Source organism: Caldicellulosiruptor diazotrophicus, assembly GCF_017347585.1.
Taxonomy (GTDB): domain Bacteria; phylum Bacillota; class Thermoanaerobacteria; order Caldicellulosiruptorales; family Caldicellulosiruptoraceae; genus Caldicellulosiruptor; species Caldicellulosiruptor diazotrophicus.
Map to the genome: position 1 here is coordinate 855,855 of NZ_AP024480.1, position 25,178 is coordinate 881,032.

General features: G+C 36.6%; 42 protein-coding genes and 2 tRNA genes. 40 read left to right on the forward strand and 4 right to left on the reverse strand.

Annotated features, from left to right (window positions below; translation table 11 throughout):
• Positions 1-8: 8 nt before the first annotated feature.
• From CaldiYA01_RS03880 to CaldiYA01_RS03890, 3 genes are all read right to left on the reverse strand, one after another.
• Positions 9-230 carry a hypothetical protein gene (locus tag CaldiYA01_RS03880; RefSeq protein WP_207181582.1) on the reverse strand — a complete coding sequence of 74 codons (222 nt, stop codon included), beginning with the start codon at positions 228-230 and terminating at the stop codon, positions 9-11.
• Positions 231-373: 143 nt separating this feature from the next.
• Complete coding sequence (locus tag CaldiYA01_RS03885) at positions 374-718, reverse strand: radical SAM protein (protein WP_207181592.1); 345 nt, start codon at positions 716-718, stop codon at positions 374-376.
• Between the two features lie 323 nt (positions 719-1,041).
• A complete protein-coding gene (locus CaldiYA01_RS03890; RefSeq protein ID WP_207181594.1) occupies positions 1,042-2,433 on the reverse strand; it encodes a phosphoglucomutase/phosphomannomutase family protein in 1,392 nt (463 codons plus the stop codon).
• Between the two features lie 140 nt (positions 2,434-2,573).
• Here CaldiYA01_RS03890 and CaldiYA01_RS03895 point away from each other — a divergent pair, with 140 nt between their 5' ends.
• Both CaldiYA01_RS03895 and CaldiYA01_RS03900 read left to right on the forward strand, forming a co-directional pair.
• The gene (locus tag CaldiYA01_RS03895; RefSeq protein ID WP_207181596.1) at positions 2,574-3,278 is read left to right on the forward strand and encodes a response regulator transcription factor; all 705 of its coding nucleotides are present in this window, start codon (positions 2,574-2,576) and stop codon (positions 3,276-3,278) included.
• Complete coding sequence (locus CaldiYA01_RS03900) at positions 3,262-4,626, forward strand: sensor histidine kinase (protein ID WP_207181599.1); 1,365 nt, start codon at positions 3,262-3,264, stop codon at positions 4,624-4,626. The genes CaldiYA01_RS03895 and CaldiYA01_RS03900 overlap by 17 nt, the downstream gene beginning before the upstream one ends.
• Before the next feature lie 6 nt (positions 4,627-4,632).
• Here the strand turns inward: CaldiYA01_RS03900 and CaldiYA01_RS03905 are convergent, their stop codons facing one another.
• Complete coding sequence (locus CaldiYA01_RS03905) at positions 4,633-5,811, reverse strand: HD-GYP domain-containing protein (protein ID WP_207181601.1); 1,179 nt, start codon at positions 5,809-5,811, stop codon at positions 4,633-4,635.
• A 220-nt stretch (positions 5,812-6,031) separates the two neighbouring features.
• On the opposite strand from CaldiYA01_RS03905, the gene CaldiYA01_RS03910 reads away from it, so the two are divergent.
• From CaldiYA01_RS03910 to nifU, 38 genes are all read left to right on the forward strand, one after another.
• Entirely contained in the window at positions 6,032-6,538 is a 507-nt protein-coding gene (locus CaldiYA01_RS03910) for a ferritin-like domain-containing protein (RefSeq protein WP_207181611.1), read from the forward strand.
• 59 nt (positions 6,539-6,597) lie between these two features.
• Positions 6,598-6,759, forward strand: coding sequence for a hypothetical protein (locus CaldiYA01_RS03915; RefSeq protein WP_013402921.1), 162 nt, complete (start codon positions 6,598-6,600; stop codon positions 6,757-6,759).
• A gap of 336 nt (positions 6,760-7,095) precedes the next feature.
• Positions 7,096-7,416 (forward strand): 30S ribosomal protein S10, encoded by a 321-nt coding sequence (gene rpsJ, locus CaldiYA01_RS03920; RefSeq protein WP_013290149.1) that lies wholly within the window; start codon positions 7,096-7,098, stop codon positions 7,414-7,416.
• Positions 7,417-7,422: 6 nt separating this feature from the next.
• Positions 7,423-8,055 carry a 50S ribosomal protein L3 gene (gene rplC, locus CaldiYA01_RS03925; RefSeq protein ID WP_207181613.1) on the forward strand — a complete coding sequence of 211 codons (633 nt, stop codon included), beginning with the start codon at positions 7,423-7,425 and terminating at the stop codon, positions 8,053-8,055.
• Positions 8,056-8,084: 29 nt separating this feature from the next.
• Positions 8,085-8,711 carry a 50S ribosomal protein L4 gene (gene rplD / locus CaldiYA01_RS03930; protein ID WP_207181616.1) on the forward strand — a complete coding sequence of 209 codons (627 nt, stop codon included), beginning with the start codon at positions 8,085-8,087 and terminating at the stop codon, positions 8,709-8,711.
• A gap of 1 nt (position 8,712) precedes the next feature.
• Positions 8,713-9,003: a 50S ribosomal protein L23 gene (gene rplW / locus CaldiYA01_RS03935; protein ID WP_207181618.1), complete on the forward strand. Its 291-nt coding sequence runs from the start codon at positions 8,713-8,715 to the stop codon at positions 9,001-9,003.
• A gap of 38 nt (positions 9,004-9,041) precedes the next feature.
• Positions 9,042-9,872, forward strand: a complete 831-nt coding sequence (gene rplB, locus CaldiYA01_RS03940; protein WP_207181626.1) for a 50S ribosomal protein L2 — start codon at positions 9,042-9,044, stop codon at positions 9,870-9,872.
• 46 nt (positions 9,873-9,918) lie between these two features.
• Entirely contained in the window at positions 9,919-10,203 is a 285-nt protein-coding gene (gene rpsS / locus CaldiYA01_RS03945) for a 30S ribosomal protein S19 (protein ID WP_013290154.1), read from the forward strand.
• Between the two features lie 59 nt (positions 10,204-10,262).
• Positions 10,263-10,625, forward strand: a complete 363-nt coding sequence (gene rplV / locus CaldiYA01_RS03950; protein WP_207181635.1) for a 50S ribosomal protein L22 — start codon at positions 10,263-10,265, stop codon at positions 10,623-10,625.
• Between the two features lie 23 nt (positions 10,626-10,648).
• A complete protein-coding gene (gene rpsC / locus CaldiYA01_RS03955) occupies positions 10,649-11,317 on the forward strand; it encodes a 30S ribosomal protein S3 (protein WP_207181641.1) in 669 nt (222 codons plus the stop codon).
• Positions 11,317-11,760, forward strand: a complete 444-nt coding sequence (gene rplP / locus CaldiYA01_RS03960) for a 50S ribosomal protein L16 (RefSeq protein ID WP_207181651.1) — start codon at positions 11,317-11,319, stop codon at positions 11,758-11,760. Before rpsC ends, rplP begins: the two co-directional genes overlap by 1 nt.
• Positions 11,747-11,965: a 50S ribosomal protein L29 gene (rpmC, locus tag CaldiYA01_RS03965; protein WP_207181653.1), complete on the forward strand. Its 219-nt coding sequence runs from the start codon at positions 11,747-11,749 to the stop codon at positions 11,963-11,965. The genes rplP and rpmC overlap by 14 nt, the downstream gene beginning before the upstream one ends.
• A 28-nt stretch (positions 11,966-11,993) precedes the next feature.
• Positions 11,994-12,254 carry a 30S ribosomal protein S17 gene (rpsQ, locus tag CaldiYA01_RS03970; RefSeq protein ID WP_307729591.1) on the forward strand — a complete coding sequence of 87 codons (261 nt, stop codon included), beginning with the start codon at positions 11,994-11,996 and terminating at the stop codon, positions 12,252-12,254.
• Between the two features lie 41 nt (positions 12,255-12,295).
• Entirely contained in the window at positions 12,296-12,664 is a 369-nt protein-coding gene (gene rplN / locus CaldiYA01_RS03975) for a 50S ribosomal protein L14 (protein ID WP_207181655.1), read from the forward strand.
• 22 nt (positions 12,665-12,686) lie between these two features.
• Entirely contained in the window at positions 12,687-13,019 is a 333-nt protein-coding gene (rplX, locus tag CaldiYA01_RS03980) for a 50S ribosomal protein L24 (protein ID WP_013290161.1), read from the forward strand.
• 29 nt (positions 13,020-13,048) lie between these two features.
• Positions 13,049-13,591, forward strand: coding sequence for a 50S ribosomal protein L5 (gene rplE, locus CaldiYA01_RS03985; protein ID WP_207181657.1), 543 nt, complete (start codon positions 13,049-13,051; stop codon positions 13,589-13,591).
• A 26-nt stretch (positions 13,592-13,617) separates the two neighbouring features.
• On the forward strand, positions 13,618-13,803 hold the full coding sequence (locus tag CaldiYA01_RS03990) for a type Z 30S ribosomal protein S14 (protein ID WP_011917778.1): 186 nt from the start codon (positions 13,618-13,620) through the stop codon (positions 13,801-13,803).
• A gap of 27 nt (positions 13,804-13,830) precedes the next feature.
• Positions 13,831-14,229: a 30S ribosomal protein S8 gene (rpsH, locus tag CaldiYA01_RS03995; RefSeq protein ID WP_013429976.1), complete on the forward strand. Its 399-nt coding sequence runs from the start codon at positions 13,831-13,833 to the stop codon at positions 14,227-14,229.
• Positions 14,230-14,259: 30 nt separating this feature from the next.
• Positions 14,260-14,808, forward strand: coding sequence for a 50S ribosomal protein L6 (rplF, locus tag CaldiYA01_RS04000; protein WP_207181659.1), 549 nt, complete (start codon positions 14,260-14,262; stop codon positions 14,806-14,808).
• A gap of 16 nt (positions 14,809-14,824) precedes the next feature.
• On the forward strand, positions 14,825-15,193 hold the full coding sequence (gene rplR / locus CaldiYA01_RS04005) for a 50S ribosomal protein L18 (protein ID WP_207181661.1): 369 nt from the start codon (positions 14,825-14,827) through the stop codon (positions 15,191-15,193).
• 20 nt (positions 15,194-15,213) lie between these two features.
• The gene (gene rpsE, locus CaldiYA01_RS04010; RefSeq protein ID WP_207181663.1) at positions 15,214-15,720 is read left to right on the forward strand and encodes a 30S ribosomal protein S5; all 507 of its coding nucleotides are present in this window, start codon (positions 15,214-15,216) and stop codon (positions 15,718-15,720) included.
• A 17-nt stretch (positions 15,721-15,737) separates the two neighbouring features.
• The gene (gene rplO, locus CaldiYA01_RS04015) at positions 15,738-16,181 is read left to right on the forward strand and encodes a 50S ribosomal protein L15 (RefSeq protein WP_207181665.1); all 444 of its coding nucleotides are present in this window, start codon (positions 15,738-15,740) and stop codon (positions 16,179-16,181) included.
• 1 nt (position 16,182) lies between these two features.
• Positions 16,183-17,490: a preprotein translocase subunit SecY gene (secY, locus tag CaldiYA01_RS04020; RefSeq protein ID WP_207181667.1), complete on the forward strand. Its 1,308-nt coding sequence runs from the start codon at positions 16,183-16,185 to the stop codon at positions 17,488-17,490.
• A 37-nt stretch (positions 17,491-17,527) separates the two neighbouring features.
• The gene (locus CaldiYA01_RS04025; protein WP_207181669.1) at positions 17,528-18,175 is read left to right on the forward strand and encodes an adenylate kinase; all 648 of its coding nucleotides are present in this window, start codon (positions 17,528-17,530) and stop codon (positions 18,173-18,175) included.
• 16 nt (positions 18,176-18,191) lie between these two features.
• Complete coding sequence (gene map / locus CaldiYA01_RS04030) at positions 18,192-18,935, forward strand: type I methionyl aminopeptidase (protein ID WP_207181678.1); 744 nt, start codon at positions 18,192-18,194, stop codon at positions 18,933-18,935.
• A 13-nt stretch (positions 18,936-18,948) separates the two neighbouring features.
• Positions 18,949-19,218, forward strand: a complete 270-nt coding sequence (locus tag CaldiYA01_RS04035; protein WP_013412367.1) for a KOW domain-containing RNA-binding protein — start codon at positions 18,949-18,951, stop codon at positions 19,216-19,218.
• Between the two features lie 14 nt (positions 19,219-19,232).
• On the forward strand, positions 19,233-19,451 hold the full coding sequence (gene infA / locus CaldiYA01_RS04040; protein ID WP_207181680.1) for a translation initiation factor IF-1: 219 nt from the start codon (positions 19,233-19,235) through the stop codon (positions 19,449-19,451).
• A gap of 31 nt (positions 19,452-19,482) precedes the next feature.
• Entirely contained in the window at positions 19,483-19,596 is a 114-nt protein-coding gene (rpmJ, locus tag CaldiYA01_RS04045; RefSeq protein WP_011917767.1) for a 50S ribosomal protein L36, read from the forward strand.
• Positions 19,597-19,619: 23 nt separating this feature from the next.
• A complete protein-coding gene (rpsM, locus tag CaldiYA01_RS04050; protein ID WP_207181682.1) occupies positions 19,620-19,994 on the forward strand; it encodes a 30S ribosomal protein S13 in 375 nt (124 codons plus the stop codon).
• A gap of 19 nt (positions 19,995-20,013) precedes the next feature.
• A complete protein-coding gene (gene rpsK, locus CaldiYA01_RS04055) occupies positions 20,014-20,406 on the forward strand; it encodes a 30S ribosomal protein S11 (protein WP_207181686.1) in 393 nt (130 codons plus the stop codon).
• A 23-nt stretch (positions 20,407-20,429) separates the two neighbouring features.
• The gene (rpsD, locus tag CaldiYA01_RS04060) at positions 20,430-21,056 is read left to right on the forward strand and encodes a 30S ribosomal protein S4 (protein ID WP_207181696.1); all 627 of its coding nucleotides are present in this window, start codon (positions 20,430-20,432) and stop codon (positions 21,054-21,056) included.
• Between the two features lie 57 nt (positions 21,057-21,113).
• On the forward strand, positions 21,114-22,088 hold the full coding sequence (locus CaldiYA01_RS04065; RefSeq protein WP_013402940.1) for a DNA-directed RNA polymerase subunit alpha: 975 nt from the start codon (positions 21,114-21,116) through the stop codon (positions 22,086-22,088).
• Positions 22,085-22,426, forward strand: coding sequence for a 50S ribosomal protein L17 (rplQ, locus tag CaldiYA01_RS04070; RefSeq protein ID WP_013402941.1), 342 nt, complete (start codon positions 22,085-22,087; stop codon positions 22,424-22,426). The genes CaldiYA01_RS04065 and rplQ overlap by 4 nt, the downstream gene beginning before the upstream one ends.
• Positions 22,427-22,559: 133 nt before the next feature.
• A tRNA-Gln gene (locus CaldiYA01_RS04075) sits at positions 22,560-22,633 on the forward strand.
• A 5-nt stretch (positions 22,634-22,638) separates the two neighbouring features.
• A tRNA-Glu gene (locus tag CaldiYA01_RS04080) sits at positions 22,639-22,714 on the forward strand.
• A gap of 352 nt (positions 22,715-23,066) precedes the next feature.
• Complete coding sequence (locus CaldiYA01_RS04085) at positions 23,067-23,519, forward strand: RrF2 family transcriptional regulator (protein ID WP_207181698.1); 453 nt, start codon at positions 23,067-23,069, stop codon at positions 23,517-23,519.
• A 66-nt stretch (positions 23,520-23,585) separates the two neighbouring features.
• A complete protein-coding gene (nifS, locus tag CaldiYA01_RS04090) occupies positions 23,586-24,770 on the forward strand; it encodes a cysteine desulfurase NifS (RefSeq protein WP_207181704.1) in 1,185 nt (394 codons plus the stop codon).
• 1 nt (position 24,771) lies between these two features.
• On the forward strand, positions 24,772-25,155 hold the full coding sequence (gene nifU, locus CaldiYA01_RS04095; protein WP_013290180.1) for a Fe-S cluster assembly scaffold protein NifU: 384 nt from the start codon (positions 24,772-24,774) through the stop codon (positions 25,153-25,155).
• Positions 25,156-25,178 lie beyond the last annotated feature (23 nt).

Sequence of the window (25,178 nt, forward strand, 5' to 3'; positions counted from 1 at the left end):
CGAATAATTTATTTCATTTTTTTGTCAAATACTAAAGTGCTTAGTAACTTATATGGTTTTATGATTTTAAACTCAGGTGTATTTTCAAATTTGTTCATTGTAATATAAGCTTTTTTAATTTCTTCGTTTGAAGGAACTAACATCATTTTTTCATTTGAATTAGGGATAAAATCTATAAATCTAACACTATTTACTTTAATTTTTTTAGCAAATATTATAAAATCCTCCACTAAATTTATATTCGTCTTCAACAATACCATTGAAAGGCAAATCGGGATTTTAAATTCTTTTAAATATTCAATGCTTTCTAAAATTCTATCAAAATAAGTTTCTGAACCTCTTATATTAGAATAGCATTCTTTATTTGGGGCATCTAACTTATTTGTAATGTTAATATTTTATAATTTGCAAGCTCTTTAGCTAATTCTCTTGTAATTAATGTTCCGTTTGTTGTTATTTTAGGGATATAGCCTTTTTCATTTAAATATCCTATTATTTCTAACAGATCGTTTCTCAAAAAAGGTTCTCCGCCTTCAATGTTTATTCTAAAGACTTCGGTTTTATGTAGAATATCTATAACTTTTTTGCAATCCTCAATAGAAAGAGATAGGGATGAAGCATAAAAATTATCATCATTTGAACAATAATTGCATCTTAAATTGCATTGATTTGTTATTTCCCAACTTGCAAGTTCTGGAGCTCTTAAAATTCTGTTCATTGTATTTTCACTTCCTCAATTTGAAATAATTGTTGATTTTTTTGTGAAGAAGGAGGTTCGTTAAAGGTGCGAACCTCCTGAAGAAAGTATGCATAATTTAATGTATATTATCACAACCTGCAAACATCTCTACAATAATAGGTTGTTTTTTCATCAAACCCCACTCCTTCCTTTTGATATAGACTTTAAGCTTTAATATTCAGCAGTTCAATAGTTTTACATAATAATTGTAAAAAAAAAAAGCAATATACAAAATGCATAAATTATAGATATATTTATTGTGCTGCATATCTAGAACTAATAGACCAATTATTAAATCCTTTTTATTTCATCTCCTCTATCAACTTCACAGCCTCATCTAAAAGTCTTTTGACCTCGTTTTTGGAAAACTGTTCTGTGTAGACCCTCAAAACAGGTTCTGTGCCAGATGCCCTAAAGAGTATCCATGAGCCATCTTCAAAGATATATTTATAGCCGTCCAATGTTTGAATCTCTTTAATCTTTCTGCCTGCAAACTCTGTGTTTTGGGAAATCATCTTCAACGTCTTTTCTTTAATTTCGTTTGGCAAATGCAGGTCAACCCTGTCATAGTAATGGTAGCCAATTTCCTTAAAAAGTTCATCAAGTATTTGACCAATTGGTTTTTGATAATAAGCCATAATCTCAAGAAGCAGCAAGCTACACAAAATTCCATCTCTTTCAGGTATATGATTTTTAATTCCAATACCTCCGCTTTCCTCGCCACCAATGAGAATGTCTTCTTTTAAGAAAAGTTCGCAGATATATTTAAAACCAATCGGTGTTTCGTAGATTTTGAGCCCGTACTTGTTTGCCAAAATAGGAACCATATTGGTTGTTGAAAATGTTTTTACAACACCACCCTTTAAACCTTTTACTTCAACTAAATGTCTCAGAAGCAGTGCATATATTCTGTGTGAATCAATAAACTCTCCTTTTTCATCAACAGCGCCAACTCTATCTGCATCTCCATCTGTTGCAAGGCCAATGTCTGCTTTGTTTTGGACAACAGTATCAATCAATTTTCCAAGGTTTTTATAAATAGGTTCTGGGTTGACTCCACCAAAGTACGGGTTTCGCTCATCTCTTATCTGGATGTGTTTAATTCCATATTTTTCTAACAAGGTTTTAACATATCCAACTCCTGCGCCGTGCATTGGGTCGATTATTGCAAATGGCTTTACTTTTGCAATTAGATTAAAATCTACAAGCTTTTCAATGTGTTCAAAATACTCTTTGTCAGGGTCTATATAAGAAAAAATATCACTACTTTCGGGTTCAACAAATTTTGCTTTATTTTTATATAAATGTTTTTCTATCTCGCTAATAATAGACGGAAGAGCAGACCCACCATAATCACTTTTAAATTTTATACCATTCCACTGGGGTGGATTGTGGCTTGCTGTAATCATTATAGCTCCTGCTAAATTCATGTTCTTGACAGTAAATGATACAACAGGTGTGGGTGTTGGCTTTTTTGTAAGATATGTCTTTATCCCATTTGCAACAAGAACCCCTGCACAAAGCCGAGCATACTCTTCCGACATAAACCTTGTGTCATATCCTACCAAAATAGGTCTTTTGTCATCAATTTCTTTGATATAATCAGCAATTGCTTGGGCGACAATCTTTACATTGTCAAAGGTGTAATCTTTGCTAATCACAGCTCTCCAGCCATCCGTGCCAAATTTTATCATGATTCTTCACCTCCTGCAAAGAAATAGTGATTGTGCTATAATAAATCTTGAAACCACTATATAGTATACAAGAGTTTCAGAATTTTTTCAAATATTTGAAAGGAATTGTCTAAAATTTTATAAAGAAAGGGAATTTTAAGATGTCTGCTTATACTGTGTTTGTAGTTGATGACGAAAAGGATATATTAGAACTTATCTGTGAGTATTTGACCCAAAAAGGCTATGCTGTTAAAATCTTTGAGAATGGTGAAAGCTTTCTTAGGGAATTTGAAAAAAGTGAGCCTGATATAGTTATACTTGATATTATGCTTCCTGACATTGATGGTTATGAGATTTGTAAAAGAATAAGAAAAAATAGCGAAGTACCGATAATAATGCTGTCTGCAAAAGGCGAAGAACTTGACAAAGTTTTGGGACTTGAACTTGGAAGTGACGATTACATATCAAAACCGTTTTCTCTTTCAGAACTTGAAGCAAGAATAAAAAAAATTTTGCGACGGGTAAATAAAGGTTCAATAAAACAAGATAATGTTATAGAAACGTTTGGTATAAAGGTTGATTTTAATCAGCGAAATATTTTTTATAATAGCACACAGATTGAACTTTCACCGAAGGAGTTTGAAACATTTGCACTTCTTTTAAGAGAGTCAAACAAGGTTTTAAAGAGAAGATATATATTAGAAAGAATATGGGGAGACCCTGCTTTATATGATGAAAGGATGGTTGACGATGTTATCAAAAGGATCAGGAGAAAGATTTTGCAATACAACCTGCCTGTTGAGATAAAGACAATGTGGGGTTTAGGATACAAGCTTGAGGAGAAAAAAGATGAGCATAAGAATTAAGATTTATTTGTCGTATGTGGGTATAATTTTATTCATATTTATAGTTTTTGTTATCCTTTTTTATGCTTGGTTTGAAAAAAGTTTGGTTGACCAGATGAAAGAAGATAACCTTCGTTTCGCAAAGCTTATAGAATTTGTTGTAACAACCCAAAACAAGAGCAGAGTTAATTTGAAACCATTTGAGTTGTACTTTGAAAGCTTTGAATCAAAAATGTTACAGGACTATATTATAATTGTCAGTAATGACGGTGTAATAGAATATTCAAATAAAGAGCTGGACATTGAGGCAAAGGTAAAAATAATGAAACTTTTTGACGAAAATAAAGATGCTCAATATGGATTTGAAGTGGGCAGTATTAGGGAAAAGCCCTGTTTGTTTACAATATATGGCGGAAAATCAAAAAGTATTTTTGTAATTATTATCACTGATCTTGAAAGAGTTTTGAGCTTTGAGAGAAGGTTTTTTCTTCTCATTTTGCAAACAGCTGGTCTGAGTAGCCTATTTGCTGCTACTGTTGCAATTTTTATATCCCGTAGGATGATTGGAGGGCTTTTACAGCTCAAAGAGGCAATAAAGCAGGCTTCTCAGCTTAGGTTCAACAAAAAAGTTGAAGTAACTTCAAAAGACGAAATTGGTTTAATTGCCACTGAATTTAATAGACTTATAGAAAAGATTGATGAATATAATCAAGCACAGATAAGGTTTTTGCAAAATATCTCTCATGAACTCAAAACTCCTCTTACCTCAGTGCGAGGATATGCAGAGATGCTTAAAGAAGGAATTTTAGAAAAAAGCAAGATGGAATCTGCTGCAGAGAAAATAATTTGGCATGTTGATAGATTAAAAAGATTGATAAACCAAATTATAGATCTTACAAAGATTGAGTCACTTGAGAACTATTTTAATTTTAAGAAAAATGTGCTCGAAGAGATTATTTTTGAAAGCATTCTGGAAAATGAAGGTTATGGACTTTCTAAAGGAGTAGTTATCGAATTTGTCCCGCAGACAAACACTTGTGTTCTGTGCGACAAGCTTAGATTGAAAGAAGCTTTTTCAAATATTATTTCAAACTGTATAAAATATGCGAATAATAAGGTTACAATTGAGATAAAGTCTGAAAAAGAAGAGTTTGAGGTGATAATTGAGGATGACGGAGAGGGTTTTGGGCAAGAAGAAATTGATAAAATCTTTGAAAGATTTTATAAAGGAAAAAGAGGCGAAAGCGGACTTGGACTTTCAATTGCAAAAGCAATATTCGACAAACATGGGTTTGTGATAGAAGCTGAGAACAAAATAAATAAAGGTGCACGCTTTAGAATAAAAGGAGAAATCTACAAAGAGCAGTAAGTTTTTTTAGCTTATTGCTCTTTGTAGAAGCAAAAATTCTTCTTCTAAAAATAAACCATTTTTGACCATGTCAGAAATAATGCTAACTGCTGTAGATTGTGGAAGTCCTCTTCGGTAGGGTCTATCCTCTATTAAAGCCTGATAAACATCACAAATGCCTACTATTCTATCTAAAAGCGAGAGCTCATCTTTTCCAAGTTTTTCGGGATACCCACTTGAGTCTACCCTCTCGTGGTGATTTCCTGCCCAGTTGGCAATATCATCTTTAAAAGCTGGGATTTGAGAAAGAATCAATTTTGTATAATAAGGATGGGATTTTATGATATAAAACTCCTCTTTTGTTAACTTCCCTTCTTTGTTAAGAATTTCATTTGGAACAACCATTTTACCAATATCGTGTAGGTAACCTGCGATTTTAAGTTTGTTTGCTGTCTCTTTATCCAACCCTATAATTTTAGCGATTGTATAAACTGTTTGTGAAAGCTGCTGGGAGTGAACATGAGTAAAAGGACTTTTGTTGTCAATAAGCAAAGAAATTGCTTCAGAGAACTTTAGCATTTGCTCTATATCAAAATAAATCTCATCTTCAGGTGATAAAGCCATTACAATTTGCCTCAAATGAGGGTTGTAAAGGTCCAACCAGAATCTATCTTTTTGAGAAAGCTCCAAAAAAGCTTCAACAATGATAGGGTTGAAAAGTTCGCCTTTCTTTTTTAACACCCAGTTTGTTATCTCCTCAATCTGTTGAAAATATGGGTGTGAAAAATCTAAGGTAATATCAATCTGGTCAGCAAGGTTTATAATCTGAGATGCAAACGGTGTAGTCGAGTGGTCATATCCAAATGCACCAGAACCATTATAAAATTCATGATGATATTTTACAAAATCAGCAATATCTTTATCTATAGGAAGTTTTTGTAAAAATTCATAGCCAAGTAGACAGTGATTTTTAGCAAGGTTTAGGTCAATATGGGATGTGATAAATTTTTTATCTGCAACTGTTATTCCTATGTCGTGAAAAAAAGCTGCATAGTATATTTTCTTTTTTTCAACAGGCTTAAGTCCTAAAAGGTTTGAAAGCTGTAAAGATATATATGTAACTTTTGGTGCGTGTTCTCTTCTTCCTTGGGCTATGTCGATAAGATGTGATATAGCTGAAAGAAGATTTCCAACACTAATTTTCATATTGAAAGACCAACCACCTTTTCATAAAGTACTGTTTTTTCGTAAGCATATTATAACTCAAAAGCTCAAAAATTTTTTGACAAATTTTTTTAAATTTTCACTTCAATTTTTATTTAAGACTTTGCACAACTGAAAAGTAACTTGGGTAGCAAAAATCTCTTTAGACAATATAATGTATTAAAAGCACAAACTGTGTGGATAGAGGAGGTAAAAAATTAAAATGGACTTAACGAAATTTGCATATGATGCACCTTATCCTGAACCCAAGGTAGAAGAACCCAATAGACACTATGCAGAAATTTTGCTTGATGACTATGCAGGATACGCGAGTGAGTTTACCGCAATTGCTCTATATTCGTATCAGCATTTTATAAGCGATGTAAAACACAGAGATTTTGCAGACCTAATAATTGGTATTGCTCAGGTTGAGATGAAACATTTGGACCTTCTTGGCACAACAATTTATCTACTTGGTGCACTGCCAAAGTATAGAGGTTCTTACACAACCTATGGTCAGTACTGGAACGGATACTTTGTGAACTACGATAAAGATTTAAAAGATATGATAAGGATTGATATCCAATCGGAGAAAGAGGCTATCAAGAATTACAAGAGACACATTGAAATGATAGATGATAGGTACATCAAAAAACTGTTGGAAAGAATAATTTTAGATGAGGAAAAACACATAAAATTGTTAAAAGATTATCTTGATAGAAAGTTTTGATTTGTGGGTATTAAATAAATAACAAAAGAAGTACAATATACTGAGGAGGGAATTTCGATATGCAAGAAAAATATGTGTGCGGCATTTGTGGTTATGAAATTGTAGATTTAAATTCCCCCTGTCCATACTGTGGTGCTGAACCAAACCATTTTGTTAGGGCGGATGAAGTTGATGTTGAGCTAATTAAAAAAATCTATCAAGAAGGCGGGGCAACTTATTAAAATTTCTCTTGCAAACCGCCTTTTTTTATTATAAAATTATAAAGTCGTTGTGTGGGTGAAAAATAATATTTATATACTGCGATGAGGCAAAAGGTTGCTGCAAGGTGCAAAGCCACTTTGCAGGGAATTTTTGCTGAGTATGTCTTGTCCTTTGAGACGGGCGACACGGGGAAGGTATGAACGAATATTTCATGCCCGGTGTTTTTATGCCCGAAAAAAAAACTCCGGGTATTTTTATATAAAGGTTGTGGATACACACGGCTAAGTTGCAAAGTTCCCCTGTCGCAAATAGCTTGAAAGATCTTAGAATTACATTATTCTAGAGGAGGGGAATGTATGTCAAAAGCACAGAGAATGCGAATAAAGCTTAAATCATTTGACTACAAGTTGTTAGAACAGTCAGCAAAAAAGATAGTTGAAACAGCTAAAAACACAGGAGCAGAGGTATCAGGTCCAGTTCCTCTGCCAACAGACAGAGAGGTAATTACAATCATCAGAGCTCCGCACAAGTACAAAGATTCACGTGAACAGTTTGAAATCAAAACTCACAAAAGACTTATTGACATAATCAAGCCCACACAAAAAACTGTTGATGCACTGATGCGTGTTGAACTTCCAGCAGGTGTAGACATCGAGATTAAGCTGAAGGAGGTGTAGATGTAAATGACAAAAGGGATACTTGGCAAAAAAATAGGTATGACCCAGATATTTGACGAAGCAGGAAGAGCAATACCTGTTACTGTAATTGAAGCAGGGCCATGTGTTGTTGTTCAGAAGAAAACTATTGAAAAAGATGGATACTCTGCAATTCAAGTTGGTTTTGAGGATATAAAAGAAAGTAAACTTAATAAACCATTAAGAGGTCATTTTGCGAAACATGGGGTAAAACCTAAAAGATTTTTGAGAGAATTAAGACTTAAAGATGCGGATAAGTATGAAGTTGGTCAGGAGATAAGAGTTGATATTTTCCAGCCAGGTGAAAAAGTAGATGTTACTGGAATTTCAAAAGCAAAAGGATTTCAGGGCGTTATCAAAAGACATGGCCAGCAAAGAGGTCCTATGAGTCATGGTTCCATGTATCACAGAAGAGTTGGTTCAATGGGTTCAAACACATTCCCAGCAAGAACATTCCCTGGCAAGAAAATGCCTGGTAGAATGGGCGGTGAAAGGGTCACAGTTTTGAATTTGCAGGTTGTAAAGGTTGATCCAGAAAGAAACCTGCTGCTTGTTAAGGGAAGTGTTCCCGGAAATAAGAATTCTCTTTTAATCATCAGAGATTCTGTCAAAAGTAAATAAGTTTTGAGTTTTAGGAAGGAGGAAACAGAATGGCAAAGGTGCCGGTTTACAATATAGAAGGGCAGCAGATTGGTGAAATTGAGCTAAATGACTCAATCTTCAATGTACCGATAAATACCCATGTTCTGCACCAAGCTGTTATTGCACACTTGGCGAACAGACGTCAAGGAACGTTTGCTGCAAAGACAAGAGCAGAAGTTCGCGGTGGTGGAAGAAAACCTTGGAGACAAAAAGGAACTGGTAGAGCAAGACAAGGTTCTATCAGGGCTCCAACATGGAGAAAAGGTGGCGTTGTATTTGCTAAAAAGCCGAGAGATTTCTCAATAGACTTACCAAAGAAGGTAAAAAGACTTGCTCTAAAGTGTGCGCTGTCATCAAAGGTAAAAGAAAACAATCTTATTGTGCTTGATAGGTGGGATATGAACCAGTATAAGACAAAGGAGGTTTTAAGAGTTTTGAAAAATTTAGGGCTTGAAAACCAAAAAGCGCTTATTGTCATTCCTGAGAAAAACGAGTATTTGCAAAAGTCAACAAAAAATCTTCCAGAGGTAAAAACTTTGCAGGTTGGTAACTTAAATGTATTTGACATACTCAAATATGACAAGTTTGTTATCCTCCAGGATGCAGTGAAGAAAGTTGAGGAGGTGTACGCATAATATGTTGCCAGAAGAAATAATCAAAAGACCTATAATTACAGAAAAGAGTATGAGCATGATTCCTCAGAAAAAATACACATTTGAGGTTGATAGAAGAGCTAACAAGATTGAAATAAAGAAAGCTGTTGAGCAGCTTTTTGGTGTTGAGGTCGAAAAAGTATGGACAATGAATGTAAAACCAAAGAGAAAAAGAATGGGAAGATTTGAAGGAAGAACAAAGGCATGGAAAAAAGCAATTGTGAAGTTGACAGATAGAAGCAAAACAATAGAGTTCTTTGATAGCTTGATCTAATGCCAATATAAATGCTGAGTTTAAGGAGGGAAACAAAAGTGGGTATAATAGTCTACAAGCCTACATCACCAGGACGAAGAAATGCATCGCTTCTAAACTACAAAGAGATCATAACCAAGACAGAACCTGAAAAATCATTGGTTTTTACAGAAAAGAAGTGGGCAGGTAGAAACAATCAAGGCAGAATAACTGTTCGTCACAGAGGTGGCGGTCATAAAAAGAAGATAAGAATTGTAGATTTCAAGAGAGATAAAGATGGAATTCCTGCAAAGGTTGAGGCAATTGAATATGACCCAAATAGAACAGCTTTTCTGGCACTTTTGTGCTATGCTGATGGTGAAAGAAGATATATTATAGCACCTGAAGGTTTAAAAGTTGGCGATACTGTTATGTCTGGACCAGATGCAGATATTAAGGTTGGAAATGCACTGCCGCTGAAAAACATTCCTGTTGGTACAATGATACACAACATTGAGCTAAAGCCAGGAAGAGGTGCACAGCTTTGCCGTTCAGCAGGTAGCGTTGCTCAGCTCATGGCAAAGGAAGGAAAATATGCTCTAATAAAGCTTCCGTCTGGTGAGCTCAGGTATGTGAGCCAAGAGTGCAGGGCTACAATTGGTCAGGTTGGCAACTTAGACCATGAAAATGTCAGAATAGGAAAAGCTGGACGTAAGAGATGGATGGGAATCAGGCCAACTGTGAGAGGTTCTGCAATGAACCCGGTTGACCATCCACACGGTGGTGGTGAAGGTAAGGCACCAATTGGTCATCCAGGACCACTTACACCATGGGGTAAACCAACACTTGGTTACAAGACCAGAAAGAAAAACAAACCTTCAAATAAGTTTATTGTCAAGAGAAGAAAATAAAATTTGTGCACATTCTTAATAAAGATTGCTTGAGGAGGGATTGAGTGTGGGAAGGTCTTTGAAGAAAGGTCCATACTGTGACCCAAAACTTTTAAAGAAGATTGAAAAGATGAACCAAAACAACGAAAAAAAGGTTATTAAAACATGGTCAAGAAGATCAACAATTTTACCACAGATGGTTGGTCATACAATAGCTGTATATGATGGCAGGAAACATGTTCCTGTATATATAACTGAGGAGATGGTTGGACATAAACTTGGTGAGTTTGCTCCGACAAGAACATTCAAAGGTCATGGTCATCATACTGAGAGGTCAACAGCTTTGAAATAAAGTTTTCACAAGCTTTTGTAAATTTAGTTTAATTGTGATTTAGAAGGGAGGAGAAGCTATTGGAAAAGGCTATAAATACAGAAGTAAAGAAGGCAACGGCAACATTGAGGTATGCTATGATATCTCCACGAAAGGTTAGAGTTGTCATTGATCTTATAAGAAATAAACCTGTGAATGAAGCGTTGAATATTTTGAAATTTTTACCTAAAAGAGCAGCAAGAATAGTAGAAAAGCTTGTAAAAAGTGCGATTGCAAATGCAGAGAACAATCACAATATGAATGTTGATAAGCTATATATAGCAGAGATTTATGCAAATGGTGGACCAATGCTCAAAAGAATTAGACCGAGAGCACAGGGGAGAGCATTTTTAATAAGAAAAAGAACAAGCCATATTACTGTTGTCCTCAAAGAAAGAGAGTAAACTTTTAAAAAGGAGGGAAATAAATGGGTCAAAAGGTTCATCCAAAGGGGTTTAGAATTGGAATTATTAGAGACTGGGATTCAAGATGGTTTGCAAATGACAAAGATTTTCAAAAGTATGTTCTTGAAGATTTTAAAATCAGACGTCACATTAAAGAAAAACTTTACCATGCAGGTATTTCGAGAATTGAGATAGAAAGGGCAGCAAAGAGAGTAAAGGTTATTATCCACACTGCAAAACCAGGTATTGTTATTGGAAGAGCAGGTTCTGGTGTTGAAGCTCTTAGAAAAGAACTTGAAAAATTAACAGGTGGAAAGACAATATCACTTGATATAAAAGAGATTAAAGTACCGGAGCTTGATGCTCAGCTTGTTGCTGAGAATATTGCTGCTCAGCTTGAAAAGAGAGTGTCTTTCAGAAAAGCTATGAAACAGGCGATGGCAAGAGCTTTGAGAAGTGGTGCAAAAGGTATCAAAACAATGGTATCTGGGCGGCTTGGTGGTGCTGACATTGCAAGAACAGAGTGGTACAAGGAAGGAAGAATTCCTCTCCAAACTCTCAGGGCAGATATCGACTATGGCTTTGCAGAGGCTCATACAACATATGGTAGAATTGGTGTAAAAACATGGATATATAAAGGTGATATCCTGCCACAAAAAGCAGCAGCTTCTGAAAAAGGGGGAGATAAGTAATGCTTATGCCAAAGCGTGTTAAGTGGAGAAAACAGCAAAGAGGTAGAATGAAAGGAAAAGCAACAAGGGGTAACTTTGTTGCGTATGGTGATTTTGGTATCATGGCACTTGAACCTGGCTGGATTACAAGCAACCAGATTGAGGCAGCCAGAGTTGCAATTGCAAGACATATTAAAAGAGGCGGAAAAGTGTGGATAAAGATATTCCCTGATAAGCCTGTTACAAGAAAACCTGCAGAAACTCGTATGGGTTCTGGTAAAGGTTCACCTGAGTATTGGGTTGCAGTTGTAAAGCCAGGAAGAGTGATGTTTGAAGTTGGTGGTGTCGACGAAGAGGTTGCAAAAGAGGCTTTAAGGCTTGCAATACACAAATTGCCTATAAAATGTAAGATTGTTTCAAGAGAAGAAGCTAAAGTGGGTGGTGAGGTAAATGAAGGCGTCTAAGATTAGAGAGATGACAACACAAGAACTTCATAATGAACTTAAGAAGCTAAAGAGAGAGCTTTTCAATTTAAGGTTCCAGCTTGCAACAAATCAACTTGAAAACCCAATGAGAATTCGAGAGGTAAAAAGAACAATTGCAAGAATAAAAACAATAATGAGAGAAAGAGAAATTGAACAAGAAAAATCAAATAAAAATGCAAAGTAAAGTAGAATTGAGTAGGGAGGGAATGTAAGTGGAACAAAAAAGAGGTATGAGAAAAACAAGAGTTGGTTTTGTTGTAAGTGACAAAATGGACAAAACAGTAGTAGTTGCAGTTGAAAGGCTTGTTCAACATCCTCTTTATAAGAAGACTATAAAAAGAACAACAAAGTTTAAAGCTCATGATGAAAACAATGAATGTCGAGTTGGAGATAAGGTTTTGATTATGGAGACAAGACCACTCTCAAAAGAAAAGAGATGGAGAGTTGTTCAAATTTTGGAAAGAGCAAAATAATTAAATAACAGCTTAGCTTTTAAAAGGAGGGAAAGTAAAAGATGATTCAACCACAGTCAAGACTGAAGGTTGCTGACAACACGGGTGCTAAAGAAGTAATGTGTATAAGGGTTTTAGGTGGTTCGAATAGGAAGTTTGCAAATATAGGAGATGTAATAGTTTGTTCTGTCAAAGATGCAACACCAGGTGGCGTTGTTAAAAAAGGTGATGTAGTAAAAGCAGTTATAGTCAGGACTCGTAAAGGTATAAGAAGAGAAGATGGAACATATATAAGATTTGATGATAATGCTGCAGTGTTAATAAGGGAAGATGGGACTCCAAGAGGAACACGTATTTTTGGGCCTGTTGCGAGAGAACTCCGTGACAAGGATTTTATGAAGATAGTATCTCTTGCACCAGAAGTTCTATAAGCTATTTTGAGGAGGGAAGGTTATGCCGAACAAGGTTCATGTAAAAAAAGGAGACACTGTTGTAGTTATTTCTGGCAAATATAAAGGCAAACAAGGCAAGGTGCTTACGGTACTGCCGAAAGATAAAAAAGTGGTAGTTGAGGGTGTTAACATAGTTAAAAAGCACGTAAGACCAAATCCAAAAATGCCACAGGGTGGTATTATAACTCAAGAAGCACCTATTTGGGCGTGCAAGGTAATGCTTGTATGTCCAAAGTGTGGTAAGCCAACAAGAATTGGTCACAGATTTATCCAAGAAGGTGAAGAGGAAAGAAAGGTTAGAACATGCAAAAAATGTGGTGAGATAATTGACTAATTGGCAAAGTGAAGGGAGGTAAATTGTTCATGGCACCAAGACTCAAAGAAAAGTATTTTCAAGAAGTTGTTCCTGCTATGATGCAAAAGTTTGGATACAAAAATGTTATGCAAGTTCCAAGACTTGCAAAGATTGTTGTTAATATTGGTATTGGAGAAGGTAAAGACAATCCTAAGGCTTTGGAAGCAGCAGTAAATGATTTGATGGCAATTACTGGACAAAAACCAGTGGTTACACGTGCAAAAAAGTCTATAGCAAACTTCAAGCTCAGAAAAGGAATGCCTATAGGATGTATGGTAACGTTAAGAGGCGATAGAATGTATGAGTTTTTGGATAAGATGATAAACCTTGCTCTTCCAAGAGTAAGGGATTTTAGAGGTGTATCAGACAAGTCTTTCGATGGTAGAGGAAATTATTCAATAGGGTTTAAAGAACAACTTGTTTTTCCAGAGATTGATTATGATAAGGTAGATAAGATAAGAGGACTTGAAGTTACTATTGTAACCTCAGCAAAGACTGATGAAGAAGCTAAAGAGCTTTTGAGACTTTTAGGAATGCCATTTGCAAGTTAAGAAATGAAAGAGGAGGTATATTATAAATGGCAAGAAAAGCTCTTATTATAAAACAGCAAAGACCTCAAAAGTTCTCCACGAGGTACTATAATAGATGTAAGATATGCGGAAGACCAAGAGCATATTTAAGAAAATTTGGTGTTTGCAGACTGTGCTTTAGAAAGCTTGCACACAATGGCGAGATACCGGGTGTTAAGAAAGCGAGCTGGTAATTTTTTAATTCGGAAGGAGGTAATAAGATGTACGTAATAGACCCGATTGCAGATATGCTTACACGTATTAGAAATGCAAACAATGCTCGCCATGAAATTGTAGACATTCCAGCATCAAAAATGAAGAAAGCAATTGCCCAAATTTTGTTAGAAGAAGGGTTTATAAAAGATTATGAGATAATTGATGATGGAAAGAATGGGATTATCAGAATAAGACTAAAATATGGTCCTAATAAGGAAAGAGCAATAACAGGACTAAAAAGAATATCAAAGCCAGGAAGAAGAGTATATGCTGGAAAAGATGAGCTTCCAAGAGTGTTAGGTGGACTTGGTATTGCAATCATTTCTACATCAAAAGGAATAATGACAGATAAAAAAGCAAGGAAAGAAGGAGTTGGCGGAGAGGTTCTCTGCTATGTGTGGTAACAACACTTTATTTTTGTTGGAGGTGAAATGATGTCAAGAATAGGTAGAAAACCTATTGATATACCCAGCGGTGTTGATGTTAAGATAGATGGGAATGTTATTACAGTAAAAGGCCCCAAAGGGACACTGACAAAGGAAGTACATCCTGATATGATTGTTAAAATTGAGAATAACCAAATTATAGTGCAAAGACCGTCTGATGAGAGGTTCCACAAGGCATTACATGGTCTTACTCGAACACTTATTGCAAACATGGTAGAAGGGGTAACTAAAGGTTATGAAAAAGTATTAGAAGTTGTCGGGATAGGTTACAGAGCTCAAAAACAGGGCAAGAAACTTATACTCAATGTCGGATATTCACACCCTGTTGAAATTGAAGAGCCTGCTGGCATTACTATTGAAGTTCCTGACCAAAACAGAATAATTGTAAAGGGAATTGACAAACAACAGGTTGGTAACTTTGCTGCAAATATTAGAAAGGTAAGAGAACCAGACCCATATCTTGGAAAAGGTATCAAATATGCTGATGAAGTTTTAAGACTCAAAGAAGGAAAAGCCGGCAAAGGCGGTAAGAAATAGAGGGGAGTGATTGGGCTTGTATAAAAAGGTGAATAGAAATGAAAAAAGACTAATACGTCACAAAAGAATTAGAAAAAAGGTTTTTGGCACAAGTGAAAGACCTCGACTTTGTGTTTACAAAAGCTTGAAATATATTTATGCTCAAATAATCGACGATGAGAAAGGTCACACACTTGTTGCAGCATCGTCACTTGAGCCTGAAATAAAATCAAGATTATCTTCAACAAAATCTGTTGAAGCAGCAGAGTATGTAGGAAAAATAATAGCTGAAAGAGCAAAAGAAAAGGGAATTACTAAGGTTGTGTTTGACAGAGGCGGTTATCCATATCATGGAAGAGTAAAAGCGCTTGCTGAAGCTGCAAGGCAAGGCGGTCTTGAGTTCTAATTTTAAAGGAGGGATATGGCTTGGCGCAAAGAAGAATTGATCCAAAAGGGTTAAATTTAAAAGAAAGAGTTGTAAACATAAACAGAGTTGCAAAGGTTGTAAAGGGTGGAAAGAGACTAAAGTTTTCTGCTATAGTGGTTGTTGGCGATGAAAATGGTCATGTTGGTGCAGGACATGGAAAAGCTGCGGAAATTCCTGATGCTATCCGAAAAGCTATCGAGGATGCCAAAAAGCATCTAATTGAGGTTCCAATGGTTGGAACTACAATTCCACATGAGGCAATAGGTGATTTTGGAGCATCAAAAGTTTTAATAAAACCTGCTCCAGAGGGTACTGGTGTTATTGCAGGTGGTGCTGTGAGAGCAGTATGTGAGCTTGCTGGAATAAAAGATATAAGAACAAAGAGCCTTGGCTCTAATAATCCTGCAAATGTTGTTCATGCAACAATTGAGGCATTAAAACAACTCAGACGTCCAGAAGAGGTTGCAAGAATCAGAGGAAAGACATTAGAAGAGATACTCAAGTAAAAAGGAGGGCTTTTGCTATGAAGCTATATGAACTCAGACCTGCACCAGGTTCAAAGAAAAGCAGAAAACGAGTAGGCCGTGGGGAAAGCTCTGGTCACGGTAAGACCTCAACAAGAGGCCACAAAGGTCAGTGGGCACGTTCTGGCGGTGGCGTTAGACCTGGTTTTGAAGGTGGGCAGATGCCACTTACCAGAAGAATTCCTAAGAGGGGCTTTAAAAATATAAATAAAAAGGTGTATACTGAAGTTAATGTAGAAAAACTTGAGAGGTTTGACAACGACACAGTAATCACACCTGAGCTTCTTTTGAAAGAAAGGGTTATAAGTAAGATAGAAAAAGATGGTGTGAAGATACTTGGAAGAGGAGAACTGACTAAGAGGTTGATAGTGAGAGTACAGAAAGTTTCAGAAGGTGCAAAGAAGAAGATAGAAGCTGCCGGAGGAAAGGTAGAGGTGATTTAAAGTGTTTGAAACTATAAAGAACGCGTGGAGGTTGCCTGACCTTCGTAGAAAGATTCTGTTTACACTTTTCATGATACTTGTTTTCAGACTGGGGGCGTTTATCCCAGTCCCCTATATTGATAGGGATGCTTTGGCAAAGGTTATAAACGACCTTACAATGCTTGGTTTTTTTGACGTAGTTGCAGGTGGAACATTTAAAAATATGAGTATATTTGCCATGAGCGTAACTCCATACATTAACTCCTCCATCATTATGCAGCTTTTGACAATTGCGATACCTGCACTTGAAGAACTAGCAAAACAGGGCGAAGAAGGAAGAAAAAAACTTGCAGAATGGACACGATATGGAACTGCCATTCTGGCATTTATTCAGGCTGTTGGTATCTATTTTGGACTTAAAAATGCAAGTGGGCTTACCGGGGGCGTTCCTGTTATTACAGAGCAGGGTCAAGGATTTTTAGGTTTTATTACCATTACTATTACACTTACAGCTGGAACTGTGTTTTTAATGTGGATTGGCGAGCAGATAACAGAAAATGGTATAGGAAATGGTATTTCGCTTTTGATATTTGCAGGTATTATTTCAAGAATTCCAAATGGAGCAGTATCTCTTTGGAACTATGTTGCAAAACTAAACGAGTTTTCACTTACAAGTATTATTGGTGTAATTCTATTTATAGTAATGGCACTTGCAATTATTGTGTTTATCATCGTTATTCAGGAAGGAGAAAGAAGAATACCTGTACAATATGCAAAGAGAGTGGTTGGAAGAAGAGTATATGGTGGACAGAGCACACATATTCCTATAAAGGTCAATATTGCTGGTGTTATTCCTATAATCTTTGCAATTTCACTTGTGATGCTTCCAACAACAGTTGCTCAATTTTTCCCAAATTCAGGCTTTTATAAGTTTGTGAAAGCATACTTTTCATCAGGTTCGTTCTGGTATACATTCTTTTATGCACTATTCATAATAGGGTTTACTTATTTTTACACAGCAATTGTATTTAATCCTGTTGAGATTGCTAACAATTTGAAAAACAATGGAGGGTTCATTCCAGGTATTAGACCTGGTAAACCAACTGTAGATTTTATAACAAGAGTGCTCTCAAAAGTTACCTTTGCGGGTGCGTTGTTTTTAGCCTTCATTGCCATTTTGCCAACTTTGGTTGGTATCATGTTCAAACACCAACTTAACATATACTTTGGTGGAACAAGCTTGCTGATTGTTGTTGGTGTTGCACTGGAGACAATAAGACAGATGGAAGCTCAAATGTTGATGCGGCATTATAAAGGATTTTTGAGCTAAAAAAGCAGATTATTGTTAGTATGGAGGTATAGTAAATATGAGACTCATACTTTTAGGTGCACCTGGTGCTGGAAAGGGTACTCAGGCAGAATTTTTGAGCAAGAGATTCTCGATACCTCATATCTCAACGGGTGACATTTTAAGAGAAAATGTAAAGAACGAAACTGATCTTGGCAAAAAAGCAAAAGAGTATATGGACAAAGGTCTTTTGGTACCGGATGAGATAGTGATTGAGATTGTCAAGGATAGACTTTCAAAAGAAGATTGCAAAAACGGATTTTTACTAGATGGTTTTCCACGTACTATTGCTCAAGCAGAGGCACTTGATAAGGTACTTGAAGAAATTGGTCAAAAAATTGATAAAGTTTTGAGCATTGAAGTTCCGGACGAAAAGATTTTAGAGAGAATGTCTGGACGAAGGATTTGCAAAAACTGTGGTGCAAGCTTCCATGTCATCTACAGGCCACCACAAAAAGAAGGTGTATGTGATGTATGTGGTGGAGAGCTTTATCAAAGAGAAGATGATAAAGAAGAAACTGTCAAAAAGAGACTGGAAGTTTACCATGCACAAACACAGCCAGTGATTGATTATTACAAAGCAAAAGGTTTGCTTGTTGTGGCTTATGGTCAGGAAGAAATAGCTGATACAACAAAAGAGGTCTTAAAAGCACTTGGCATAGAATAAGGAGCAAAGACCGAAAATGATTACTATAAAATCAGAAGCTGAGCTTGATAGTATGAGAGCAGCTGGCAGAATTGTTGCTATGGTTTTAAAAGAATTGGAAAAACTGATACGGCCAGGTATCACTACAAAAGAGCTTGATGAATTCGCTGAAGAGTATATAATTAAAAATGGCGGGATACCATCATTTAAGGGATTGTATGGGTATCCTGCCTCCATATGTACCTCAGTCAACGACGAGGTAGTTCATGGAATTCCAGGTATGAGAAGGCTGGAAGATGGAGATATTATCAGTATAGACGTAGGAGTTTGTGTTGACGGACTTCATGCTGATGCTGCAAGAACCTTTGCTGTTGGAAAGATTTCTGAGACAGCAAGGTTTTTGATAAAGGTTACAGAAGAAAGCTTTTTTGAAGGTATTAAAAACGCGGTTGCTGGCAAGAGAATTGGAGATATTTCAAATAGTATACAAACATATGTTGAAAGCCGTGGCTTCAGTGTTGTGAGGGATTTGGTGGGGCATGGAATAGGTAGAAAATTTCATGAGTCACCTCAGGTCCCTAACTTTGGCAAGGCTGGAGTTGGGATAAGGCTTATCAAGAACATGACCTTGGCAGTTGAACCTATGGTAAATGAAGGAAGTTACAAAGTGTATACTGACAAGGACGGTTGGACTGTAAAGACGATCGACGGTAGGCTCTCTGCTCATTATGAAAATACAATAATTATAACAGAGAGTTTACCAGAGATAATTACATTATGAGGTGTTAATAGAGATGGATCTTCAAATAGGGCAGATTGTTCTGTCCAAAATGGGAAGAGATAAAAATAGGTTTTTTGTAATTTTTGATATAACCGATGACGGATATGTTTACCTTGTTGACGGGAAACTGCGGAAGATCAAAAAGCCCAAGAAGAAGAAGATAAAACACATAGCACCCACAAAGTTTGTCTCTGAAGAGATAAAAGAAAAGATACTCAAGAAAAAGCTTACTGACGCAGAGGTTGCAAAGGTGATAGAAGAATTTGAGAATAGAAAAGAGTAGGGGGTTGATAAGCCTTGTCCAAGGAGGATGTAATTGAATTAGAAGGGACTGTGGTTGAGGCACTGCCAAACGCAATGTTTCATGTCCAGCTTGACAATGGGCACAAAGTCCTTGCCCATGTGTCAGGAAAACTCAGAATGAACTTTATAAGGATACTTCCGGGTGATAGAGTAGTTGTTCAGCTATCACCGTACGATTTAACACGAGGTAGAATTGTGTGGAGGTCAAAATAAACTCTCTTTGAAAAAGGAGGAATAGAATAGGATGAAAGTCAGACCATCTGTAAAACCAATATGTGAAAAGTGTAAGGTTATCAGAAGAAAAGGTAAAATAAGAATAATTTGCGAAAATCCAAAACACAAGCAAAGACAAGGTTAATTTATTGGAGGTGAATTTTTAGGATGGCACGAATTGCAGGTGTAGATTTACCAAGAGAAAAGAGAGTTGAAATAGCTCTGACATATATTTTTGGGATTGGCCTTTCAAGATCAAAACAGATTTTGAAAGAAACCGGGGTTGATCCAAACAAAAGAGTAAAAGACCTCACTGACGATGAGGTAGCTAAAATCAGAGACTATATAGACAAGAATTTCAAGGTTGAAGGTGAACTGAGGGCTGAAATTGCAAGGAATATAAAGAGATTGATTGATATAAGATGTTATAGAGGTTTAAGACACTTAAGAGGTCTTCCTGTTCGTGGTCAGAGAACAAGAACAAATGCAAGAACAAGAAAAGGTCCAAGAAAAACTGTTGGCGTCATGAGAAAGAAATCATAAAAAGGAGGAGTAAATTGATATGGCAAGACCAGTAAGAAGAACTGTCCGACGTTCAGAGAGAAAGAATGTTGAAAAAGGCATTGCACACATTCATTCAACATTCAATAATACAATAGTTACTATTACTGACCCATCTGGCAATGCAATTGCATGGGCAAGTGCAGGAACATGTGGTTTTTCAGGGACTAAAAAGGGCACACCGTTTGCTGCTCAGCTTGCGGCTGAAAAGGCAGCAAAGATGGCAATGGACCATGGTATGAGAACTGTTGAGGTTTATGTAAAAGGGCCAGGTGCAGGAAGAGAAGCTGCAATACGAGCTCTTCAAGCAGCAGGGCTTGAGGTAACACTTATAAAGGATGTTACTCCAATTCCGCACAACGGGTGCAGACCGCCAAAAAGAAGAAGAGTATAAAATTTTAGAGGAGGTGCTTTGTCTTGTCAAAATACATTGGGCCAGACTGCAGACTGTGCAGAAGAGAAGGAATGAAATTATTCTTAAAAGGTGATAGATGTTATACCGAAAAGTGTGCATTTGCAAGAAGACCATACCCGCCAGGTCAGCATGGTCAAGAGAGAAAGAAGCTTTCTGAATATGGTATGCAGCTGAGAGAAAAACAGAAAGTAAAAAGAATTTATGGTGTTTTAGAGACCCAGTTCAGAAGATACTTCGAAATGGCTGAAAAAATGAAAGGTATCGCTGGTGAAAATCTTTTGTCATTACTTGAAAGAAGGCTTGACAATGTTGTGTACAGACTTGGATTTGCTTCTTCACGTGGCGAGGCAAGACTTTTAGTATCGCATGCTCATTTTAAGGTAAATGGAAGAACTGTGAACATTCCATCTTATATTGTAAAGGTTGGCGATGTAATAGAGGTTGACGAGAGAAGCAAATCTAAGACAAGATTTGTGGAGATAAAAGAGAAATATGCAAATAAGCCTTCTCCAAAGTGGCTTGAAAAGGACGCTGAGAACCTTGTAGGAAAGGTAATAGCTCTTCCAACAAGAGAAGATATTGATATGCCAATTAGGGAACACCTGATAGTAGAGCTTTATTCAAAGTAATAAATGCCCTCACAAGATGCGTGTATGGTGTATTATTTTTAAGGAGGGTATATCAAGTTGATAGAATTTCAAAAACCAACAATAAGGTGTGAAGAGCTGAGCCCAGACAATAAATATGGGCGATATGTTATTGAGCCTCTTGAGAGAGGTTATGGCATAACAGTTGGTAATGCATTAAGAAGAACGCTTTTGTCGTCATTGCCTGGTGCAGCAGTTACAGCAGTTAAGATTGATGGGGTTTTGCATGAGTTTTCAACAATTCCAGGGGTCTTAGAAGATGTACCGGAAATAATTCTCAATTTAAAAGGTTTGGCTATCAAGATGTCATCTCCAGGGCCCAAGGTAATGTACATTGAAGCTCAGGGTGAATGCGAAGTAAAAGCAAAAGATATAAAGGCAGATGCTGATATAGAGATTTGCAATCCAGACCATCATATTGCTACTCTTAACTCTGACGCAAGACTTTTTATGGAAATAACAGTAAATCAAGGAAAAGGTTATGTTCCTGCTGAAAGAAACAAACAGCCAAATCAGCCAATAGGTGTTATCCCTGTTGATTCTATTTATACGCCTGTTGTAAAGGTCAACTATAAAGTTGAAAATACAAGAGTTGGTCAGGTAACCGATTATGACAAGTTGACTATGGAAATATGGACAAATGGAACTATTCGTCCGGATGAGGCGCTAACTGTTGCCGCAAAGATTTTAATAGAGCATTTTAACCTGTTTACTGATCTTTCTAATATTCCTACAAAGATTGAGACAGTTGTAAAACAAGAACCGCCGAAGAGAAATAAACTTTTAGATATGACCATAGAAGAGCTTGAGCTTTCAGTAAGGTCGTATAACTGCCTCAAAAGAGCTGGTATTAACACTGTTGAAGATTTAGTCAATAAGACTGAAGAAGAGATGATGAAGGTAAGAAACCTTGGCAAAAAGTCCTTAGAAGAGGTCATTCAAAAACTTCACAGTTTAGGACTTAGCCTCAAAAAGAGTGATAGCACGCCGAAGGAGGAGGAAGAAGAGAAATGAACAAATTAAGAAAACTCAAACGCGATACAGACCACAGACAAGCCCTTATGAGGAACTTGGCAACATCTTTGTTCAAGCACGGTAGAATAATGACAACGGAGGCAAAGGCAAAGGATTTGAGAAGAATAGCTGAAAAGCTAATAACCATTGCTAAAAAAGGGGATCTTGCATCATATAGAAGAGTTTTAGGGTATTTGTATGAAGAAGATGTTGCATATGACTTGTTCCAGAAAATAGCTCCAAGATATCAAGGGAGAAATGGTGGTTATACAAGAATAATTAAGGTTGGGCCACGTAAAGGCGACGGTGCTATGATGGTTTATATAGAGCTTGTGTAGGTCAAAGAGGTATTTTCCTCTTTGACCTTTTTGCTTTTGAGTTTGGATTTTTATTGCAAACAAATATTTGCTATTTACAAAATCAGATGTGTGTGCTAATATAGTTAATGCTTTTTGATTATTGCAAAAATGCTGCGGGATGGTGTAATGGTAGCACAGCTGACTCTGGATCAGCTTGTCTAGGTTCGAGTCCTAGTCCCGCAGCCAAAAATGGCCCTATCGTCTAGAGGCCCAGGACACCGCCCTCTCACGGCGGAGACAGGGGTTCGAATCCCCTTAGGGCTACCAACTAAATAAAAAACAATTCGTCTGCTCTCAAAATTTAGAAAACAAAATAGGGCAGGCGATTTTTTTTATAATTTATTATGTAATTTCTAAAGAGGAGAAAATAGAAAAAGAGAAGAAGTAAAAAAGATATTGCATCTAAATACGCAGTAAAACTCAATTAAGCATATATTTTTGAGGATGTTTTTGTAAAGGCATCTTTGTAAAAAAGCGGAGAGCAATAATAGATGACAAAGAAAAACCATGTAGAATGAATGGTCTTTTTTAATTTGCCCAATCTATTGACAAAAATAACTTTAAGATGTTATTATATAAATAAAACCGAGTATACAAGTCGGAATTGGAGAGATATAAGATGTTCAGGTTATCTACAAAGGGAAGATATGGTGTCAGAGCAATGTTTGATTTAGCACTTCATTATGATGAAGGGCTTGTGTCACTCAAGAGCATAGCAGAGCGTCAGGAGATTTCTGAGCATTATTTAGAGCAGCTCATTGCTGCATTGAAAAAGGCAGGACTTGTCAAGAGCATAAGAGGTGCTCAGGGTGGATATATACTTTCAAAGGATCCTTCCAAAATTACCATAGGTGAGATTTTAAGAGCTCTTGAGGGATCACTTTCGCCTTCTGAATGTATAGATGATATAGAAAGGGTTGACTGTCCAAGATCAGAGTTTTGCGTTACCAGAAAGGTTTGGGAAAAGGTCAAAGAAGCAATAGAAAACGTTGTAGACTCTGTCACACTCCAGGATTTAGTTGATGATTATAAAAAGATGACAGCAAATGAGTCATATATGTTTTATATCTAAAAAATAGGGTATAATAGTTATAGAAACCCTACTAAAATGATAAAAATAATGGGAGATGATATATATATGGAAGGGAAAATAATTTATTTTGACCATGCAGCCACAACCCCTCTTAAAAGGGAAGTATTAGATGAGATGATGCCATATTTAACAGAGCAGTACGGCAATCCTTCAACAATTTACAAGCTTGGAAGAGAAGCCAAAAAAGCAATTGAACTTGCAAGAGAAAGGGTTGCAAAGGCCTTAAATGCTGATATTCAAGAAATTTACTTTACCTCTGGTGGAACAGAATCAGATAACTGGGCCTTAAAAGGGGTTGCTTTTGCAAATAAAGATAAAGGCAAGCATATTATAACAACAACAATCGAGCACCATGCAGTTTTGCATCCTCTGAAATATCTTGAAGGTTTAGGATTTGAAGTGACATATGTTCCTGTTGAGCCAAATGGTATTGTTGACCCTCACAGAATAAAAGAGGCAATAAGAAATGACACTATTTTGATTTCTGTCATGCTTGCAAATAACGAAATTGGGACAATACAGCCTGTTAAAGAGATAGCAAAGATAGCGAAGGAAAAAGGGATAATTGTTCATACTGATGCAGTTCAAGCAGTTGGGCAAATTCCTGTTGATGTAAAAGATTTGGGTGTGGATTTGCTATCACTTTCTGCTCATAAATTCTATGGTCCAAAAGGTGTTGGAGCACTTTATATCAAAAAAGGGACAAAGATTCATCCATTTTCGCATGGAGGTGCACAGGAAAGAAACAGACGTGCTGGGACAGAGAATGTAGCAGGAATTGTTGGTCTTGGTAAGGCTATAGAGCTTGCTACTCAGAATCTTTCTGACTATGCTGCAAAGCTTCAAAAACTGAGAGATAAGCTCATTGACGGAGTCTTAAGCAAAATTGATTATGTTCGACTAAATGGTGATAGATACCAGAGACTTCCTAACAATGCAAACTTCTCATTTGAGTTTATTGAGGGTGAAAGCCTGCTTTTGATGCTTGACATGAAAGGAATTGCAGCATCAAGCGGTTCAGCATGTACATCAGGGTCTTTGGACCCTTCACATGTGCTTCTGGCAATTGGGCTTGAACATGAGGTTGCTCATGGATCTTTGAGAATAACACTTGGTGAAGATAACACCGAAGAAGATATAGATTATCTATTAGAAGTATTACCTGAAATTGTTTCAAGACTAAGAGAGATGAGTCCACTCTATGAAAGTGTAAAAAAAGGGGGCAAGTGATATGTATAGCGAAAAGGTTTTAGACCATTTTATGAACCCGCGAAATGTGGGTGAGATTGAGAATGCAGACGGTGTTGCTCAGGTTGGCAACCCGAAATGTGGGGATATAATGAAGGTGTATCTTAAAATAGAAAATGGTATAATAGTTGATGCAAAATTTAAAACATTTGGCTGCGGTGCTGCTGTTGCAACAAGTTCAATGGCAACAGAGATGGTGAAAGGAAAGACAATAGAAGAAGCTTTGCAGATTACTAACAAAGCTGTTGCAGAAGCTTTAGACGGTCTTCCGGCAAACAAGCTCCACTGTTCGGTTTTAGCCGAAGAGGCAATTAAAGCCGCAATTGAAGACTATCTTAGCAAGCAAAAAAGCAAAAATACCAACTAGACTTTCTTTAAAGGGTGAGATTT

What these genes read in the sequence shown, in the direction of transcription:
- CaldiYA01_RS03885 (WP_207181592.1), bottom strand. Translation starts at nt 718, where the DNA reads ATGAACAGAATTTTAAGAGCTCCAGAACTTGCAAGTTGGGAAATAACA.
- CaldiYA01_RS03890 (WP_207181594.1), bottom strand. Translation starts at nt 2,433, where the DNA reads ATGATAAAATTTGGCACGGATGGCTGGAGAGCTGTGATTAGCAAAGAT.
- CaldiYA01_RS03895 (WP_207181596.1), top strand. Translation starts at nt 2,574, where the DNA reads ATGTCTGCTTATACTGTGTTTGTAGTTGATGACGAAAAGGATATATTA.
- CaldiYA01_RS03900 (WP_207181599.1), top strand. Translation starts at nt 3,262, where the DNA reads ATGAGCATAAGAATTAAGATTTATTTGTCGTATGTGGGTATAATTTTA.
- CaldiYA01_RS03905 (WP_207181601.1), bottom strand. Translation starts at nt 5,811, where the DNA reads ATGAAAATTAGTGTTGGAAATCTTCTTTCAGCTATATCACATCTTATC.
- CaldiYA01_RS03910 (WP_207181611.1), top strand. Translation starts at nt 6,032, where the DNA reads ATGGACTTAACGAAATTTGCATATGATGCACCTTATCCTGAACCCAAG.
- CaldiYA01_RS03915 (WP_013402921.1), top strand. Translation starts at nt 6,598, where the DNA reads ATGCAAGAAAAATATGTGTGCGGCATTTGTGGTTATGAAATTGTAGAT.
- rpsJ (WP_013290149.1), top strand. Translation starts at nt 7,096, where the DNA reads ATGTCAAAAGCACAGAGAATGCGAATAAAGCTTAAATCATTTGACTAC.
- rplC (WP_207181613.1), top strand. Translation starts at nt 7,423, where the DNA reads ATGACAAAAGGGATACTTGGCAAAAAAATAGGTATGACCCAGATATTT.
- rplD (WP_207181616.1), top strand. Translation starts at nt 8,085, where the DNA reads ATGGCAAAGGTGCCGGTTTACAATATAGAAGGGCAGCAGATTGGTGAA.
- rplW (WP_207181618.1), top strand. Translation starts at nt 8,713, where the DNA reads ATGTTGCCAGAAGAAATAATCAAAAGACCTATAATTACAGAAAAGAGT.
- rpsC (WP_207181641.1), top strand. Translation starts at nt 10,649, where the DNA reads ATGGGTCAAAAGGTTCATCCAAAGGGGTTTAGAATTGGAATTATTAGA.
- rplP (WP_207181651.1), top strand. Translation starts at nt 11,317, where the DNA reads ATGCTTATGCCAAAGCGTGTTAAGTGGAGAAAACAGCAAAGAGGTAGA.
- rpmC (WP_207181653.1), top strand. Translation starts at nt 11,747, where the DNA reads ATGAAGGCGTCTAAGATTAGAGAGATGACAACACAAGAACTTCATAAT.
- rplN (WP_207181655.1), top strand. Translation starts at nt 12,296, where the DNA reads ATGATTCAACCACAGTCAAGACTGAAGGTTGCTGACAACACGGGTGCT.
- rplX (WP_013290161.1), top strand. Translation starts at nt 12,687, where the DNA reads ATGCCGAACAAGGTTCATGTAAAAAAAGGAGACACTGTTGTAGTTATT.
- rplE (WP_207181657.1), top strand. Translation starts at nt 13,049, where the DNA reads ATGGCACCAAGACTCAAAGAAAAGTATTTTCAAGAAGTTGTTCCTGCT.
- CaldiYA01_RS03990 (WP_011917778.1), top strand. Translation starts at nt 13,618, where the DNA reads ATGGCAAGAAAAGCTCTTATTATAAAACAGCAAAGACCTCAAAAGTTC.
- rpsH (WP_013429976.1), top strand. Translation starts at nt 13,831, where the DNA reads ATGTACGTAATAGACCCGATTGCAGATATGCTTACACGTATTAGAAAT.
- rplF (WP_207181659.1), top strand. Translation starts at nt 14,260, where the DNA reads ATGTCAAGAATAGGTAGAAAACCTATTGATATACCCAGCGGTGTTGAT.
- rplO (WP_207181665.1), top strand. Translation starts at nt 15,738, where the DNA reads ATGAAGCTATATGAACTCAGACCTGCACCAGGTTCAAAGAAAAGCAGA.
- CaldiYA01_RS04025 (WP_207181669.1), top strand. Translation starts at nt 17,528, where the DNA reads ATGAGACTCATACTTTTAGGTGCACCTGGTGCTGGAAAGGGTACTCAG.
- map (WP_207181678.1), top strand. Translation starts at nt 18,192, where the DNA reads ATGATTACTATAAAATCAGAAGCTGAGCTTGATAGTATGAGAGCAGCT.
- CaldiYA01_RS04035 (WP_013412367.1), top strand. Translation starts at nt 18,949, where the DNA reads ATGGATCTTCAAATAGGGCAGATTGTTCTGTCCAAAATGGGAAGAGAT.
- rpmJ (WP_011917767.1), top strand. Translation starts at nt 19,483, where the DNA reads ATGAAAGTCAGACCATCTGTAAAACCAATATGTGAAAAGTGTAAGGTT.
- rpsM (WP_207181682.1), top strand. Translation starts at nt 19,620, where the DNA reads ATGGCACGAATTGCAGGTGTAGATTTACCAAGAGAAAAGAGAGTTGAA.
- rpsK (WP_207181686.1), top strand. Translation starts at nt 20,014, where the DNA reads ATGGCAAGACCAGTAAGAAGAACTGTCCGACGTTCAGAGAGAAAGAAT.
- rplQ (WP_013402941.1), top strand. Translation starts at nt 22,085, where the DNA reads ATGAACAAATTAAGAAAACTCAAACGCGATACAGACCACAGACAAGCC.
- CaldiYA01_RS04085 (WP_207181698.1), top strand. Translation starts at nt 23,067, where the DNA reads ATGTTCAGGTTATCTACAAAGGGAAGATATGGTGTCAGAGCAATGTTT.
- nifS (WP_207181704.1), top strand. Translation starts at nt 23,586, where the DNA reads ATGGAAGGGAAAATAATTTATTTTGACCATGCAGCCACAACCCCTCTT.
- nifU (WP_013290180.1), top strand. Translation starts at nt 24,772, where the DNA reads ATGTATAGCGAAAAGGTTTTAGACCATTTTATGAACCCGCGAAATGTG.